The sequence below is a fragment of the Acinetobacter guillouiae CIP 63.46 genome, assembly GCF_000368145.1.
Classification (GTDB): domain Bacteria; phylum Pseudomonadota; class Gammaproteobacteria; order Pseudomonadales; family Moraxellaceae; genus Acinetobacter; species Acinetobacter guillouiae.
The window spans coordinates 1,444,760-1,460,900 of sequence record NZ_KB849283.1 but is presented as its reverse complement, the minus strand read 5'-3'; the positions used below and the strand labels follow the sequence as shown (position 1 = coordinate 1,460,900).

The 16,141-nt window shown below is 36.9% G+C and carries 15 protein-coding genes; 12 read left to right on the top strand and 3 right to left on the bottom strand.

The window, feature by feature from the left end; translation table 11 throughout:
• Window positions 1–6: 6 nt before the first annotated feature.
• Window positions 7–351 (bottom strand): hypothetical protein, encoded by a 345-nt coding sequence (locus F981_RS11870; protein ID WP_004721836.1) that lies wholly within the window; start codon window positions 349–351, stop codon window positions 7–9.
• 550 nt (window positions 352–901) lie between these two features.
• Between F981_RS11870 and F981_RS11865 the strand changes: the two genes are divergently transcribed.
• The 4 genes from F981_RS11865 (at window position 902) to F981_RS11850 (ending at window position 3,083) form a co-directional block, all read left to right on the top strand.
• Window positions 902–1,312, top strand: coding sequence for a roadblock/LC7 domain-containing protein (locus F981_RS11865; RefSeq protein ID WP_004721835.1), 411 nt, complete (start codon window positions 902–904; stop codon window positions 1,310–1,312).
• Between the two features lie 365 nt (window positions 1,313–1,677).
• Window positions 1,678–2,034 (top strand): hypothetical protein, encoded by a 357-nt coding sequence (locus F981_RS11860; protein ID WP_004721834.1) that lies wholly within the window; start codon window positions 1,678–1,680, stop codon window positions 2,032–2,034.
• Window positions 2,035–2,132: 98 nt separating this feature from the next.
• The gene (locus F981_RS11855; protein WP_004721833.1) at window positions 2,133–2,348 is read left to right on the top strand and encodes a DUF1653 domain-containing protein; all 216 of its coding nucleotides are present in this window, start codon (window positions 2,133–2,135) and stop codon (window positions 2,346–2,348) included.
• Window positions 2,349–2,489: 141 nt separating this feature from the next.
• Entirely contained in the window at window positions 2,490–3,083 is a 594-nt protein-coding gene (locus tag F981_RS11850; RefSeq protein WP_004721832.1) for an O-methyltransferase, read from the top strand.
• Between the two features lie 63 nt (window positions 3,084–3,146).
• Here the strand turns inward: F981_RS11850 and F981_RS23320 are convergent, their stop codons facing one another.
• Window positions 3,147–3,353: a KTSC domain-containing protein gene (locus F981_RS23320; RefSeq protein WP_004721830.1), complete on the bottom strand. Its 207-nt coding sequence runs from the start codon at window positions 3,351–3,353 to the stop codon at window positions 3,147–3,149.
• A gap of 229 nt (window positions 3,354–3,582) precedes the next feature.
• On the opposite strand from F981_RS23320, the gene F981_RS11845 reads away from it, so the two are divergent.
• Window positions 3,583–4,086 (top strand): endonuclease V, encoded by a 504-nt coding sequence (locus tag F981_RS11845; protein WP_004721827.1) that lies wholly within the window; start codon window positions 3,583–3,585, stop codon window positions 4,084–4,086.
• A 100-nt stretch (window positions 4,087–4,186) separates the two neighbouring features.
• A complete protein-coding gene (locus F981_RS11840) occupies window positions 4,187–4,543 on the top strand; it encodes a VOC family protein (RefSeq protein ID WP_004721826.1) in 357 nt (118 codons plus the stop codon).
• 411 nt (window positions 4,544–4,954) lie between these two features.
• Here the strand turns inward: F981_RS11840 and ahpC are convergent, their stop codons facing one another.
• Window positions 4,955–5,518, bottom strand: a complete 564-nt coding sequence (ahpC, locus tag F981_RS11835) for an alkyl hydroperoxide reductase subunit C (RefSeq protein ID WP_004721823.1) — start codon at window positions 5,516–5,518, stop codon at window positions 4,955–4,957.
• A gap of 620 nt (window positions 5,519–6,138) precedes the next feature.
• Here ahpC and F981_RS11830 point away from each other — a divergent pair.
• From F981_RS11830 to blp2, 6 genes are all read left to right on the top strand, one after another.
• On the top strand, window positions 6,139–10,119 hold the full coding sequence (locus F981_RS11830) for a DUF3418 domain-containing protein (protein WP_004721822.1): 3,981 nt from the start codon (window positions 6,139–6,141) through the stop codon (window positions 10,117–10,119).
• 47 nt (window positions 10,120–10,166) lie between these two features.
• On the top strand, window positions 10,167–11,282 hold the full coding sequence (locus tag F981_RS11825) for a beta-ketoacyl-ACP synthase III (RefSeq protein ID WP_004721819.1): 1,116 nt from the start codon (window positions 10,167–10,169) through the stop codon (window positions 11,280–11,282).
• Between the two features lie 190 nt (window positions 11,283–11,472).
• Window positions 11,473–12,255 (top strand): lysophospholipid acyltransferase family protein, encoded by a 783-nt coding sequence (locus tag F981_RS11820; RefSeq protein WP_004721818.1) that lies wholly within the window; start codon window positions 11,473–11,475, stop codon window positions 12,253–12,255.
• 43 nt (window positions 12,256–12,298) lie between these two features.
• Window positions 12,299–12,823 carry a hypothetical protein gene (locus F981_RS11815; RefSeq protein ID WP_004721815.1) on the top strand — a complete coding sequence of 175 codons (525 nt, stop codon included), beginning with the start codon at window positions 12,299–12,301 and terminating at the stop codon, window positions 12,821–12,823.
• 59 nt (window positions 12,824–12,882) lie between these two features.
• Window positions 12,883–13,281 (top strand): GFA family protein, encoded by a 399-nt coding sequence (locus tag F981_RS11810; RefSeq protein ID WP_004721814.1) that lies wholly within the window; start codon window positions 12,883–12,885, stop codon window positions 13,279–13,281.
• A 200-nt stretch (window positions 13,282–13,481) separates the two neighbouring features.
• Window positions 13,482–15,902, top strand: a complete 2,421-nt coding sequence (gene blp2, locus F981_RS11805; protein ID WP_004721812.1) for an Ig-like repeat protein Blp2 — start codon at window positions 13,482–13,484, stop codon at window positions 15,900–15,902.
• Window positions 15,903–16,141 lie beyond the last annotated feature (239 nt).

Sequence of the window (16,141 nt, the reverse complement as noted above, 5' to 3'; positions counted from 1 at the left end):
TTAAAACTATTGGCTCGCTTTTTCTTTAACGTCCGCAGCACCTTTTTCAACAGCACCAGCTGCAGTTGCAGTGGCATCTTTAGCAGCATCAACTGTTGCATCGGCAGCATGTGCTGTTGCATCAGCGGCATGATCTACAGCAGTCGCAGTTGCATTTGCTGCATTATCCGCAGCTTTAGCAGTTGCATCAGCTGCATTTTGAGCTGCATGTTCTGCATCATGTTTTGCTTGTTCTACCGCATTTGCAGCATGTTCACCTGCGGTCGCCCCTGTTTCTGGAGCTTTATCTTTATTACAACCAACAAGTGCAATCGTTGCAATCAGACCAAGAGAGAGTAGAAGTTTATTCATTGTCTTGTACCTTTTTTGAATTAATTTTTGGCATCCAGCAGTTGGATGAAATAAATATAAACACAAAAAATAACCAAATCAAAAAATAAAATGTAAAGTTTTTATAAGATCAATTTATCTTATATCAAATAATAGTGCACAAATCTGGTTTTAATAAAAGCTTCATATAATATCAATAGACTCACTTTATATTTGAACTTCCAGTATCAATAAAATAACCAATGATAAAAAGTAAGTTTTTTAATACTGTATTGTTAAAATTAAATCAAGATAAGGTTTAAGATCCACTCAATTTATGATATTAGTTATTTGAAAGTGACCTTGTTGAAAAAAATCTGACAATTTGAAGCTTTGTGGCACAATATTAGTGCTCAAAAAATTAAATTAAAAGTGAAAAAACATGTTTACAAGCCAATAAAAACAGATAGAATTGAATGTAAAATGTGAAGTATATCAAATAATTCTGTTACTGGAGAAAGTCTGAAAAACCTGTGTTTTCGGCTTTTGAAAATGCTGAATTTACAAATTAATTTATGGGGCTTTCTTGAATATGCTTGACCTAAACACATCTCGAAAAGTACCTGATGATTTTGTAGCATATGCTGAAAAACAAATCAGGCAGCTTTTGAACTCTGTCAGTGGTGTCGAGTTCATCATGTTGTGTACTTCTGATGGGTTTGAAATTGCTTTAGTCAACAAGAAAAATATTAGCAATTCTGGAAAGATTGCCGCAGTGAGTAGTTCGATTTTGGCCCTAGTGACTGCATTTGTTTCAGAAATCAATCTCGTTGGATGTCAAACAATTACCCTTGATGCTGAGAACGGAAAAGCACTTTTGACAGCCATTCCTCATCCAAAGCATCCACTGGTTTTAGTGGCGATGACCAACAAAGATATTTTATTGGGACAGATGCTCTATGAGCTCAAATCTACTTCAGAATTACTTATGAGAAATATATAGATAAGCCATTGTAGAAAATGTAACATAAGTTGCATTTTTTTTGAAAAAAGAGATCTGTACTGGATTTTTTCTCTCTGGTATTTGTTGGATTTTTTTGAAAGTTTTAAATAGTCAAATTAGTCATTTATTTTTTAAATTTCTATTGAATAGTTAATATTTTTTATGCTATTAAAATGAGTGTGGGAAATAATTAATTAAAATTGATTATCAAATAAAATTAAATGGGTATTCAAAAAAAGAATACTAATTTATCCATGTTAGTTAGGAATGAATATTTTTAGCTAAATAGTAAAGTGTTTTAGTAAAGCAAAATAAAAATTGAATTACTAAAGCGAACAACAATGTTGAAAGAAACGGGGATGCTCATGGCTCGTATTACACTAGATCAATTAACTGATATCGATGGTTTCGTTTGTGCTGCATTAGTAGATAGCGAAAGTGGTTTATCTTTAGCGACTGCAGGTGCAGGTTTAGACTTAGAATTAGCAGCAGCAGGTAATACTGAAGTTGTTCGTGCTAAGCGTAAAGTAGCAAAAGCACTGAAATTAGATGATGTAATTGAAGATATTTTAATTACATTAGGTAAACAGTATCATTTGATTCGTCCACTTGATTCAAATGAAAACTTATTCCTTTATCTTGTTTTAGATCGTTCTAAATCAAACTTAGCAATGGCTCGCCACGAGTTAAAAGCATTTGAAAAAGGCTTAGACTTTTCTTAATTTAAAAATTGAAAAGCATAAAAAACTCGTCTACGGACGAGTTTTTTCTTTGGCTATCCTGTATAACATAGATATCGTATTTAGAGTGTTGAGTGTAGATGTTAAAAGCTGGAATTTATAAACATTATAAAGGTAATTTATACCAAGTCTTTCATGTCGCAACGCATAGTGAAACCCGTGAAAAAGTTGTGGTTTACCAATGTTTATATGATGATTATTCAATCTGGGTTCGACCTTATGAAATGTTTTGTGAGCAAGTCACATTAGAAGATGGTCAAGTCCAAGCGAGATTTGAATTTTTACATGAGGTTTGAGTTTTACTTGATAGATTTTACCAGCTGATAAAGTCACGTAATAAACCGTAACGATGTAACTTGTCAAAAGCTATGTATTGTCATAGCAATGACGTAAATGATTGAAATAATAACAATGATAGTGAAAAGGAAGATCTAAACATGAGTTTAAGTAAACCATTTTTGCAACGATTGAATGAACTATATCAATCCTTTATTAAGTTTGATGCTACACAGTGTGATCGTATTAAACGTTATCGAAATATCGAACCTGAATCAGCATTATTTTTAGCCATGCAAGTGCGAATTCAGCAGTCTAAGAAAATTTTAGAGATTGGGACATCAACGGGTTATTCTACATTGTGGCTTGCGGATGCAGCCAAAGTGACAGGTGCCAAGGTGACAACGCTAGAGATCGATGAAAAAAGAACTCAGCAAGCGCAGCTGCATGCTCAAGAGTTAAAAGTTGATGACGTGATTGATTTTTGGGTAGGGGATGCGCAAAAATACTTAGAACAGTGTCAGGAGCAATATGACTTTATTCTACTTGATGCTGAACGTAATGCTTATTTAAATTACTGGGTATATCTACAGAAGATGCTTGTAGAACATGGTGGGGTACTGATTGTTGATAATGTGATATCACATGCTGCTGAAGTAAAGAGCTTTATTACAGAAGTTAAACGAGATGAAAGGTTTATGACCACAACCTTGTCGATTGGGTCTGGTCTGTTTGTGGTGACTTTTAAAAACTAACACCGTTTTTTATATCAGGGAGAAATCTCCCTGACTTTGCTCTAAAAGCACAGTTCTAAAAAACTATAAAATTGAAAGTCGCTTAAAATGTAAATCGTATTCTAGATATTTATGCACGAATGCTGTTTTATCACTACATCGTAGTAAATTATTGTATATAAATTCTGGGACAGGATGGTAAAGTTCACCAGAACCATTGTTATAAAAAATTTTTAAATACCGTGAAGAAGCATTGTACTTCCAAGAAGTCACGGTAATCATTGATCCCATAAGCAACCCCTTAAACTTTTGATTGTTTTACAGAAAAATATATTCTGTATCTTTTGAAATTAGTCTATTCACTTGAAGAAATGTATAGTGGTTTTGTAAATAAAGCTGTTTATATTTTGCTAAAGATATTCATATTTTGACATTACAGATTCTGGGCAAGATAAACACTTAAAAAATCATCAGTAAATGAGAAAATTGGTATTTTATTTTAGTGATTAAGAGGTAGATCATGATTCTTGCAATAGACGTTGCTTATACAGATAACTCTGCACAAGTTGCTGGTGTAGTATTTGAGTCTTGGGGCAGTTCAGTTGTATTGAATCATTACCTTATCACCATCAAACCAATTGCTGACTATGAATCAGGTCAATTTTATAAACGTGAATTACCGTGTATTTTAACGTTATTGGATTTGGTGAAAGAACCCATCGATATGATTGTGATTGATGGCTATGTCTATTTAGGCACTGAACAAACAGCAGGTTTAGGACAGCACTTATATGCTGCCTTAGCTGATAAAACCCCTGTGATTGGGGTGGCTAAAAATGAATTTAGAGGAACACCAAAGGAATTTGAAATTTTACGTGGACAAAGTGTTAAGCCATTATACGTCTCTGCCATCGGAATAGAATTAGTGCAAGCGAAACATAATGTACAGTCCATGTACGGGAAATACCGTATTCCTGAGCTACTCAAGCAAGTTGATCATTTAAGCAGAACAACGCAAAAATAATTTTTTGTTATCCTATATTTAGTGGTTTAAATGTATTATCAATTGACTCATATTTTATTTTCTATAGAACAATATTTTATAAATTTAAGGAGAAACATCGATGGATCAGTCAGCGGCTCGTCAAAAAATTTCCATTAACTATATTGAATTTAAGGTGAAAGACGTCGTACAAAGCAAAAGGTTTTATCAAAACTTAGGCTGGACTTTTACCGACTTTGGTCCTGAATATTGTGAGTTTGATTCTGGGGAGATAAAAGGGGGCTTTGCTCAGTCTGATGATGTGCAAAGTTCTGGTGGTGCATTAATTGTTTTGTATAGTGCCCAATTAGAACAAAGCTTAACGTGTGTGAAAGAGGCGGGTGCAACCATCGTACAAGAGATTTTTAGTTTTCCAGGTGGACGTCGTTTTCATTTTAAAGATTTAGATGGATATGAAATTGCAATTTGGTCGCATTAAATAAAAATCTACAAACACAAAAAACCTATACATAAAATCTAATGCAAAAAAACCACGCTAAAAAGCGTGGTTTTTTATGTGTAGAGGGTCTGTTGATATTTCATAAATGGCTTGCGTTGTAGGTTAAAATTGAGCAGGCAAGGCATGAAACGAAGAGAATAGCGAGACTATTTTCGAGTTTCATAACGAAGGCTGAGATAATTTTAGCCACAACCCTGAGCAAGAACAAAGCACTGCTTTGTTTACAGCGCAAGGCGCAGCGGGGGACTAGCGTGTTTTTTGCCGCTACGTCGTTACGAACTACTCATTTAGAATGACTAAATTTCGTATTTCGAGCCTAGTATCGCCTAAAAAACACACGTAGTCGCAAACGTAGACGAATTGTCAACAGACCCTATTCTAATTCAAGAATTAGATTTTACCAACTAAGTCGATTGAAGGAGCAAGAGTTGCATCGCCTTCTTTCCATTTAGCTGGGCAAACTTCGCCAGGATGACCGTGAACATATTGAGCTGCTTTAACTTTACGAAGAAGTTCAGAAGCATCACGACCAATACCACCAGCATTGATTTCGATGATTTGGATTTTACCTTCAGGATCGATAACGAAAGTACCACGATCAGCAAGACCAGCAGATTCAATTAAAACTTCGAAGTTTTTAGCAAGAACCCAAGTTGGGTCGCCAACCATTACATATTCAATTTTTTTGATTTCTTCAGAAGAATCGTGCCAAGCTTTGTGCGTGAAGTGTGTATCTGTAGAAACCGAGTAGATTTCAACGCCTAATTTTTTGAATTCAGCATAGTTGTCAGCAAGGTCACCAAGTTCTGTTGGGCAAACAAAAGTGAAGTCAGCTGGATAGAAGAAAACTACAGACCATTTACCTTTAAGATCGGCTTCTGTAACTTCGATGAATTGGCCGTTTTGGAAAGCTTGTGCTTTAAAAGGTTTAACTTCAGTATTAATTAAGCTCATCATTATCTCCATGATTGAGGTGTTTATCTAATATTTAACTAGAATAATGAATTTTAGATTATTGGGGAAATAGTATTTTTTTATCGCTAAGATCGGAAAATCAAATTAGCGTGCTCCAGATACATTTCACCAAAAACCGTTGTTTTGTCAGTATTTCATCAACTAAAGCAAATAAAGATGATGTTTGAATGACAAAGCATCCTTTTTTAATCTGTTACAAACATGATGCTTCTGGGGCTATATTTCAAGGGCGATTTCTAAAAAAGATATAAAATTTATTTCAATGTATAGAATTTGTTCATATAAGATAAATTGAATTTTAACTACATCACATTTCAATGTTGTATAGCGTGGAAATGATATGGGTGGCTGCTGTTTTGTACTTAAGCATCACTTCAAACTACCTGGTTGATGTAGATCATACAGCAATAGATTTAGGTCTATATGAATATTTGCAGCCACAGACAGTTGCTTAGTTGAGTGAGCTTTAGCAGCTTTAAAATATTATTTTTATAATACATATATAACGTAAACATGAATTCACTTTGATTGGACTATCTCTCCTGTGCTTTACAGCGTAAAATATTCCGTTCAATTTTAAGTATTAGGATAATGCATCTGTGCCAAATCAGTTAAATGTCGATCAATGGGTTATGGTACGAGATCGCCATCGTTTAAATCGACTGAAAAAAGGAAAAGATGCTCATCCTGAAAAATTCCAAGAACTGTTTGAGAAATCAAACCATCAAGTCAAAAAAAGATTAGCCAGTCTACCGACAATCAAACTCAATCAGGATCTACCGGTTACCCAGTATGCAGATAAACTGATTGAAGCGATTCAAAAGCATCAGATTATTATTGTTGCAGGGGAAACGGGTTCTGGTAAAACCACACAATTGCCACAGATCGCAATGCTTGCAGGTCGTGGCTTAACTGGGATGATTGGTCATACTCAGCCTCGACGTCTGGCAGCACGAAGTGTATCGCAACGTATTGCTGAAGAAGTTGGTGAAAAGCTGGGTGAAAGCATCAGTTTTAAAGTGCGTTTTAATGAACAAGGATCAAATGATTCAATCGTTCGGTTAATGACGGACGGTATCCTTCTTGCTGAACTTTCTAATGATCGTTATTTAAATAAATATGACACGATTATTATTGATGAAGCGCATGAGCGTTCATTAAACATTGATTTCATCATGGGCTACCTGAAGCAACTGGTAAAAAAGCGCCCTGATTTAAAAATCATTATTACTTCAGCGACATTAGATGTGAATCGCTTTAGCGAATATTTTAATGGCGCACCGATTTTTGAAGTGGAAGGACGTAGCTTTCCAGTAGAACTGCGTTATCGTCCGATTTCTGAGATGACGATCGGCGGCAGTGATGATGATGACTTTGATGATTTTGAAGAAAATTTACCACGTGCGGTGGTACAAGCTGTAGAAGAATGTTTTAAGGATGCTGAATCTAAGGGGCATCCTGAACATGCGGATATTCTTATTTTTTCAAGCACTGAACAAGAAATTCGAGAACTACAAGAGACCTTACAAAAATTTGGTCCTAAACATACGCAAATTTTACCTTTATATGCACGTTTAGCTTTGGCAGAGCAGCAGAAAATCTTTAATCCTTCTGGTGGTGGGCGACGTATTATCATCGCGACCAACGTTGCTGAAACAGCATTGACTGTACCGAATATTCGTTATGTGATCGACAGTGGCTTTGCGCGTATTTCTCGCTATAACTATCGTTCACGGGTACAGCGTTTACCAATTGAAGCGATTTCTCAAGCTGCTGCAAACCAGCGTAAAGGACGATGTGGTCGTATTGCACCAGGTGTTTGCATTCGCTTATACAGTGAAGATGATTTTCAAAGTCGTCCAGATTTTACTGAACCCGAAATTAAACGGACCAATTTAGCATCAGTTATTTTACAGATGCAAAGTCTGGGTTTAGGTGCTGTAGAAGATTTTGATTTTATTGAGCCGCCAGACCATCGTTTGGTCAATGATGGGCGTAAGTTGCTGATTGAATTAGGTGCTATCCATGAAGTGCAAAATTCAAATAATCTTCCTCAAGCGGTTGCACAAAGTGAAAGTGAGGTTTCCCAACAGGGAGTAGTAGATGGTGCTAAAGCAAAAAAACTTGCTCAAACTGCTACTAAAAAAGCCGAACTTCAAAACAACAGTTTAACCAAAATCGGTCTACAAATGGCAAAAATGCCAATAGACCCACGCCTTGCACGGATGATTCTCGGTGGTGCTCATTTTGGGGTGCTGAATGAAGTTTTGATTATTGTTGCGGCGCTTGCAGTACAAGATCCACGCGAGCGTCCTGCTGATAAGCAAATGCAGGCGGATCAAAAACATGCATTATTTAAAGAAGCGGATTCAGATTTTCTATTTTATATTAAACTGTGGAATACACTGACTGAAAATCGTGAAACTTTGAGTGAAAGCAAAAGACGTAATTTTGCTAAACAGCATTTTCTTAGCTGGTTACGTTTACGTGAGTGGAAGAAAACTCATGAACAATTACTGGATTTAGCACAGGGCTTAAAACTTTCATTCAATGAAAAGACAGCCAGTTATGAAAATTTACATCGTGCTTTATTGACAGGATTATTGTCCTTTATTGCCAATAAAACTGACGAACGTAATATTTTCATGGCAGTTCGTCAGCAAAAAGCCCGAATTTTTCCTGCATCGACCTTACATAAAACCAATACCCCATGGGTAATGGCATTTGAAATGGTCGAAACCTCACAGGTGTATTTACGTACACTGGCAAAAATTGAGCCTGAGTGGATTCTTTTAGCTGCGCCTAACTTATTAAAACATCATTATTTTGAGCCACATTGGGCGAAAAAACCGGGTGTGGTCAATGCTTATGATCAGATTTCATTATTTGGGCTGATCATTGAACCGAAACGCGCCACCAATTATGAAAAAGTGGATCAGTTGGCTGCGCATGAAATTTTCTTAAGAGATGCACTAACCACAGGAAACTTGGGAACAACGCCACCATTCTTAAAACACAACCTATTAAAGCTTGAAGAAGTCGAGCGTGTGGAAGACAAACTGCGTCGTCGTGATTTGGTTGTCGATGAAGAAACCATTTATCAGTTTTATGCCGCAAAAGTGCCTACTGAAATTGCCAGTCGTCGTAGTTTTGAAGATTGGCGAGCAACAGTAGAACCGCAGAATCCTCGTTATCTGTTTGTTGATGATGATGATTTATGGATGAATGACCGTCCGACCACGCAACAATTTCCAGATTATTTACATAATGGACAATTACGTTTAGCTGCCAGCTATCGTTTTGATCCAAGTCATGATGAAGATGGCGCAACAGTAAAAATTCCGGTACAAGCCTTAGCGCAAGTTGATGAAAATATTTGGTCTTGGGGGATTCCGGGCTGGCGTTTGGATTTAATCGAAGCGTTATTAAAAGCCTTACCAAAAGATAAACGTCGTAATTTGGTGCCGATCCCAGATACAGCCAATAAATTGATCAAAGCAGTCGATGCGCAACATTTGCATCAGCATATTTTTGAGTTTTTGGCATTTCAATTACGTGGTGAACAAATTACCAGTAAAGATTTTTCTTTTGAACGTATTGATCAGTACTTAATTCCATTTATCAAAGTAATTGATGAAAAAGGCCGCGTGATTGAAAAAGGTCGTGATCTTGCCGAACTTAAAGCACGTTGTCGTACTGAAACACACAGTCCGGTCAAACAGTTAAAAGGTGAGTTTACTACTTTCCCTGAAAGCTTTGTATTTGAGGCCTCTCAGAAAGTAACCGGGGTTGTGGTTAAACAATATCAGGCACTGGTCCCAAGCAAAGACTTTGCTAAGTTAGAGTTGAAAGATGACTCTGGTATTGTGATTCAGACTTTTAATGATCAAAGTGAAGCGATTAAGCAGCATCGTGAAGGCGTAATTCGTTTGATTCATATGCAATTGGGGGATTTGATCCGTCAATTGAAAAAGCAAATTTCCAAGCCACTGGCATTGGCATATTCACCTTTGGGTGATAAAGCACAACTTGAGCAAATGTTGGTGTACGCAACATTACAAATGGCAATTCAAGATTTACCCATTAATGCTGAAGAATTTGCGATAGTCATGGCTGATGTGAAAAAGTCATTTTTAAGTCATGGTCAGGAAGCATTAAAGCTGATCAGTGAAATTTATATTCAATGGCAGGAAATACGTCAGCAATTGCTGATGTTGGATCAAGATGTATTTGCTAAAAATATGAATGATATTGAAGATCAACTGGATTTAATGAACTTATCCAATTTTGTTTATTCAAAATCTTCCGATATTTGGCAGGAATATCCACGTTATTTAAAAGCATTGTTATTGCGTTTAGATCGATTGCCGAATAATCTAAATCGTGATGATGCTGCAATTAAAGAAGTAGATCCTTGGATGGATAAACTGTTTAAGTTTAAGTCGGATGTTCGTGTTAAAGAAGTCTACTTCATGGTTGAGGAACTACGTATTTCATTATTTTCTCAACCAATGAAAACCAAGATGCCGATTTCGTCAACCAGAATACAAAAAGTATGGGAAAAGCTTGGAATCGGTTAGAATAGAAATAATTTGAAATATTTGTGAATTTAAAAAAGGAGTTTTACATGGGCATCCGTATTACAGGTACAGGTTTGTACCATCCTGAAGAAGTGATTACCAATGAAGAATTGGTGGATTGTTTAAATGCTTATGTGGAACAATTTAACAGTGAAAATGCTGAAAAAATTGAAGCGGGTGAAGTTGTTGCCCGTCGTGGTTCAAGCGCAGAATTTATTGAAAAAGCATCAGGCGTAAAGCGTCGTTATGTCATTGAAAAATCAGGTGTCCTAGACATTAATCGCTTACGTCCCCGTTTAGAAGAACGTTCAGATGAAGAGCTTTCAATCCAAGCAGAGTGGGGCGTAATTGCAGCAAAACAAGCGATGGAAAATGCAGGCGTAACTGCAGAAGACATTGATGTGGTGATTTTGGCTTGTTCAAACTTACAACGTGCTTATCCTGCTGTTGCAATTGAAATTCAAACGGCATTGGGTATTCAGGGCTATGCCTATGACATGAATGTGGCGTGTTCAGCTGCTACATTTGGTTTAAAACAAGCCTACGATGCTGTAAAAACGGGTGCACGTCGTGTGCTATTGGTTAATGTAGAAATTACCTCGGGTCATACTGACTATCGTTCACGTGACTGTCACTTTATTTTTGGTGATGTTGCAACAGCTTCAATTATTGAAGAAACGGACAGCAAAACAGGGTTTGAAATCGTAGATACCCATTTGTTTACCCAATTCTCCAATAACATCCGAAATAATTTTGGTTTCTTAAATGGTTCAGAATTAACTTCTCGTGATGATAAGCAATTCCGTCAAGATGGCCGCAAAGTATTTAAAGAAGTGTGTCCATTGGTTGCGAAAATTATTTCTACGCAATTGGAAAAGAACAGTATTCAACCTGAAAACGTAAAACGTTTTTGGTTGCATCAAGCCAATGCCAATATGAATGAATTAATTTTAAAACTCATTGTCGGCAAAGAAGTTGCAGAAGCGGATCCTGATTTGGTACCAATCATTTTAGATGAGTTTGCCAATACGTCTTCAGCAGGTGTGATCATTGCATTACATCGTAGTGCGGATCAGGTGAATGATGGCGAATATGGTGTGCTGTGTTCATTTGGTGCAGGTTATTCTGTGGGTTCAATCCTTGTGCAAAAGCATGTTGCTTAAATCATAATTTTATAAAATCTCCCTCCTTGTGCCGCGAAAAGCGCAGTTCAGCTACGTTGAAAAAAAGGGGGGGGGGATTGTCGAGGATTTAAGTTATTTTATTTGTGTAAAGCTCTTCCCTGAAAAAAGAGGAGTCATACGCTTAAGGCCAAGATCAAATAATGTTGAAAAGTATTTGTAGAGATACAGCATGACTGAAAAAACCTTGAAAATACGACACAACGCTAAATTGATTCGATTAATAAGCAGCTTACAGCGCTTTTACTTTCGTCCAACATTTTTAGGTACTGAAAATTTAGTGCCGAATAAACCAGCCATGTATGTCGGTAATCACACCATCTATGGTGTTTTAGATTCTCCGATTCTGATTGATTATTTATTTACAGAACATAAAATCGCAGTGGTCAGTTTAGCTGATCATATGCATTTTCATATTCCGATTTGGAAAGAAGTGGTTAAACGTGTCGGTGGGGTTGATGGTGTACAAGAATATGCCAAAGAAGCGATGCGACAAGGTTATTCGATTCTGGTTTTTCCAGGCGGCGGTCGAGAAGTCATTAAACGTAAAGGTGAAGCCTATCAACTGATCTGGAAGCAACGCTTTGGTTTCTTAAAGTTGGCTCAGGAATTTGGTTATGAAATTGCTCCTTTTGTGGCTTTAGGTGGTGATGAAGTTTTTGATTTAGCTTTTGATGTAAACGTGCTGCTTAAACAAAAGTGGTTTAATAAAATATTATCAAATCCCAAAATAGGTTCATTGCTTAGACAAGGTGAAGTTATTCCTTCGATTCCGAAGCATATTATTCCAAAGCGAATCCCTTTTTATTTTAAATTTATGCCACGGTTATCTATTGACCAGATAGAAAACATGGACGATATGATTGTATTTCGTGATCAATTACAAGCGAGCATTTATACTGAAATTGAGGCGTTAAAGTCCTATCGAACACATGACTTGGAACAAAAAACCTAGAACAAAAACCTTAGAACAAAAAAACAACCTTTGAGATCGTATAATGTTTGAACTGCAAACCAATTTTAAACAGATACTTAAGCTCTTTAATCCGCGAACTCAACCCATTCAAAGTACTGTGACTTTTCTTCAAGATCCTTATTATCTCGAATTTTTAGGACAGTGTAGCGATACTGAAATTACCCCTGATATTGATTTATTTGGCTATGAAACTACGATAAAGGAAAACCAGTATTTCGCAGAGCATGTGGAAAATTTATCCCAACAACTATGGAAAATTGGTCGTACAGGTCAAGGTGATGAATGGTTTTTAGATCGGAATAGTTTTGATATTTTATTCTATGATCATGATTTAGGTATGGACTTAGATGAGAATTTAAAACGCGATCAGTTTCAGTCGATGCAAATCAACTTTTTTCAATTTTTACAATTTGCTTTACTTCTGCAAGCGCTGGAACAACACTTGGATAAAAATCCATTATCTAAGGTGGAGTTGGAGCAATTTCAAGATACCGTGAATCGTATCCATCCTGAACTTTTTTCACGTTATCCATTTGATTATTTATAAGTTATAAGCGTTACAATTGATCGATAAAATGAGTTTACTCACAATATAGAGGAATAAAAATGTATACAGCTTCATGCCTTTGTGGTGCTATTCAACTGAGAATTCATAGTGAAATTCCTCAAATATTTGTCTGTCATTGTCAGCAATGTCAAAAAGCCCAAGGTTCAGCATTTGTGGCGATTGCTCCTATCCAGACTAAAGATTTAGAGATTGTTCAAGGACAGGCTTTGTTTCAAGAATATTATGCCACTGAAAATAAAAAGCGAACATTCTGTAAAAGATGTGCATCCCCATTATTTAGTGCGCGTTTAGACCTACCTGATGTCGTGAGATTACGTGTAGGCATTGTAAATGAGCCTGTTCAAGGCAAGATTGTTTCACATGCGTTTACTAATAACAAAGCTGCTTGGTTTGAAATTTTGGATGATGCCCCACAATTTGCTCAAGCGCTTTGTTAAAGAGTGAAGTTATATGTGAACAACAAGAATGCTGGATATTTATTGTTTAAATAAGATTTTGTGCGCTATCTTACTTATTTTTAAGTATCTGAATTTTATATTTTTATAAATAATTCAGAAATCACTTTAAGTCGTTTGTATATATAAATACCTTCTGTATAATTTTCAAAAAATACACTTTAAATCAATAGAAGGTATAAATGACAAGAATAGTCGTCGCTGCAAAACAAGACAAAATATTACTACAGGATTCTCAAGCAAAAACGGTCAGTTTAGATCAGCCCGCTATTATTCAAATTGGTGTCACACAACAAGATGTGAAAACACTAGAGCGATTAGGCGATAAGCTGATTATTAGTTTAAACAATGGTGAGCAAATTGTTTTAGAGGGTTTTTTTCAAGCCAATTCAACCACAACGCATTCTTTAACATTCCCCAAAGCAGATGGAAGTTTCTCACTTGCTCACTTTGATGCCAATGGAAAATTTACAGACTATAGCGGTTTGCAAAAACTCGACACTTTACTCTATGAAGGCGCCAATACTGCGGCTGTTCAACAAGTCTCTGCCTACGAAGATTCAACCCCTGAGTTTTCATTTTCAAATCTATTTTCTTCAAGTGCAGTGAAAGCAGGCGTTGGTCTTGTTTCTGCAATTGGTTTAGGTTTGGCATTGATTGATGATGGGGGCAGTAATCAATCAAAGGGTATTACCGACATTATTGCACCGAAAACGCCGACGGCAACTTTGAATGCAGAGGGGACTGAAATTAAAGGTACCGCTGAAGCGGGTGCGACTATTTATGTGATTGATAAAAATCAGAAAGTGATTGCTACAGCCGTGGTCGATAAAGATGGAAATTATTCTTTGACATTGCCAGAGGCTTTGCTAAACAACAATACTTATTATATCAATGCAAAAGACAAAGCTGGAAATGCCTCAACCTATACCTCGGTTGTTGGCACGAAAGATACCATTGCACCCAATGAGCCTCAAGGGCAGTTAAATGAGCAAGGAAATATTGTTACTGGTAAAGCAGAAGCGAATGCCACAATTAATGTATATGACCCAGCAGGTCAACTGATTGGTACTGCAAAAGCCAATGCGCAGGGACAATTTTCTGTTGCCATTTCTCCTGCTTTAACTACAGGCCAAATCGGTACAGTCGAAGCGATTGATGCGTCTGGAAATAAATCAGAAAAACATAATATTGAAGTCGGTAAAGATACCATTGCACCTGATCAACCCAAGTTTGAGGTGTCTAAAGAGGGGACCTCAATACACGGAACAGCAGAAGCAAATGCTAAAGTGATTATTCAAGACTCAACAGGTGCGGTGATTGCAACGGGTACTGTAGACGCCAATGGTAAATTCAATATCACTATTTCTCCTGCTTTAGATGCAAGCAAGACTGGCAAAATTATTATTGAAGATGCTGCAGGAAATAAGTCGAGTGCTGTAGAAATTAAAGCAGGACAAGATGTTTTAGCACCAGATAAACCCGTGGCCAATTTAAATGCTGAAGGCACTGTGATCACGGGTACCGCTGAAGCAAACTCTAAAATTTCAGTCTATGACAGTGCAAATAAATTATTAGGCACAGCAACAACGGATGCAAACGGAAATTATTCTGTCACGCTTTCAACAGCATTGACTGAAGCAAAAGTCGGCAGTGTATATGCAACAGATGCAGCTGGAAATCAGTCAGCGCTTAGCTCTGTAACAGGTACCAAAGATGTAACCGCGCCTGCTAGTCCGAAAATCACAGATGTGGTTGATGATGTGGGGGCAACTGTAGGTTCTGTTGCTGCAAATGGGACCACAGATGACAAGCGTCCTGTGATTTCAGGAACCGGAGAAGCTGGGGCAACTTTGATTATTTATGACAATAATCAGGCGATTGGAACGGTCACAGTCGGTGCAGATAGTAAATGGTCATATAGTTTTGCTTATGATTTAACTCTGGGGAGTCACAGTATTACCACTGTACAAACGGATAAAGCAGGGAATACCAGTTTAGTGAGTGATGCGCGAACATTTACTGTAGTCGAAATCGCCGCAAAAATGGCAGTTTTTGATGAAGCCTTGGCTTTTCATGCTGATTTAGCTGATTCAAATATTGACTCAGCTAAAAGTGCTGATGCGATTGGATCAGGTGTTTTACATTCTGAGCCAGAAAGTAGCGCTCAAGTATTCGATCAATCGACACCAATAGAAAATCAATTCTCGCAGCTCCATTCAAATGTTTCAGATTTAGATCATACCGCTATAGCTGGCAGTTCAGCTATTCTCAGTACAAGCATAGCCACTGTACTGCAAGATGCGCTTGAGAATACCAAAGTTGACGATATCAAGGTAGCCAATACCAATTCTTATGACAGCACGGCTATTTCAGTCGATGAATTGTTGGCAAAGACTTCAGTTAATGATTTAACTACAAATCAGATTGATGATGTGCTTGCTCGAACAATTGATCAAAGTGCTACAACCGTTGTCGATGATGCTAAAAATACTGAATTGGTCGCTTTCAATAAAGCCGAAAATCTATCAGCGCAAGATATACATGTATTGCAATCTGATCTGATCAAAGATTTGTTTGATCCACAATTACTAACCTTTTGATTGAAAATAAGCAGATAAGCACCTACGGGTGCTTTTTTATTGAAACATGGTTTTATAGTGCTTGTTTAGCTTAAAACTGATGCATAGGGCTTTCTTTCCAATAAACGCTGAATAATTTCATTCAGTGTTTATTGTGTTGTCTATAACGTGAATTAATACGTGCAAAATACCCAATTTCAGGTATATCTCTCTATTCCCCCATTTGATCTAATGATTGATATTTGATCAAAAAGTAGATT

Coding starts and splice junctions, on each gene's coding strand:
- F981_RS11870 (WP_004721836.1), bottom strand. CDS start 351: ATGAATAAACTTCTACTCTCTCTTGGTCTGATTGCAACGATTGCACTT.
- F981_RS11865 (WP_004721835.1), top strand. CDS start 902: ATGCTTGACCTAAACACATCTCGAAAAGTACCTGATGATTTTGTAGCA.
- F981_RS11860 (WP_004721834.1), top strand. CDS start 1,678: ATGGCTCGTATTACACTAGATCAATTAACTGATATCGATGGTTTCGTT.
- F981_RS11855 (WP_004721833.1), top strand. CDS start 2,133: ATGTTAAAAGCTGGAATTTATAAACATTATAAAGGTAATTTATACCAA.
- F981_RS11850 (WP_004721832.1), top strand. CDS start 2,490: ATGAGTTTAAGTAAACCATTTTTGCAACGATTGAATGAACTATATCAA.
- F981_RS23320 (WP_004721830.1), bottom strand. CDS start 3,353: ATGGGATCAATGATTACCGTGACTTCTTGGAAGTACAATGCTTCTTCA.
- F981_RS11845 (WP_004721827.1), top strand. CDS start 3,583: ATGATTCTTGCAATAGACGTTGCTTATACAGATAACTCTGCACAAGTT.
- F981_RS11840 (WP_004721826.1), top strand. CDS start 4,187: ATGGATCAGTCAGCGGCTCGTCAAAAAATTTCCATTAACTATATTGAA.
- ahpC (WP_004721823.1), bottom strand. CDS start 5,518: ATGAGCTTAATTAATACTGAAGTTAAACCTTTTAAAGCACAAGCTTTC.
- F981_RS11825 (WP_004721819.1), top strand. CDS start 10,167: ATGGGCATCCGTATTACAGGTACAGGTTTGTACCATCCTGAAGAAGTG.
- F981_RS11820 (WP_004721818.1), top strand. CDS start 11,473: ATGACTGAAAAAACCTTGAAAATACGACACAACGCTAAATTGATTCGA.
- F981_RS11815 (WP_004721815.1), top strand. CDS start 12,299: ATGTTTGAACTGCAAACCAATTTTAAACAGATACTTAAGCTCTTTAAT.
- F981_RS11810 (WP_004721814.1), top strand. CDS start 12,883: ATGTATACAGCTTCATGCCTTTGTGGTGCTATTCAACTGAGAATTCAT.
- blp2 (WP_004721812.1), top strand. CDS start 13,482: ATGACAAGAATAGTCGTCGCTGCAAAACAAGACAAAATATTACTACAG.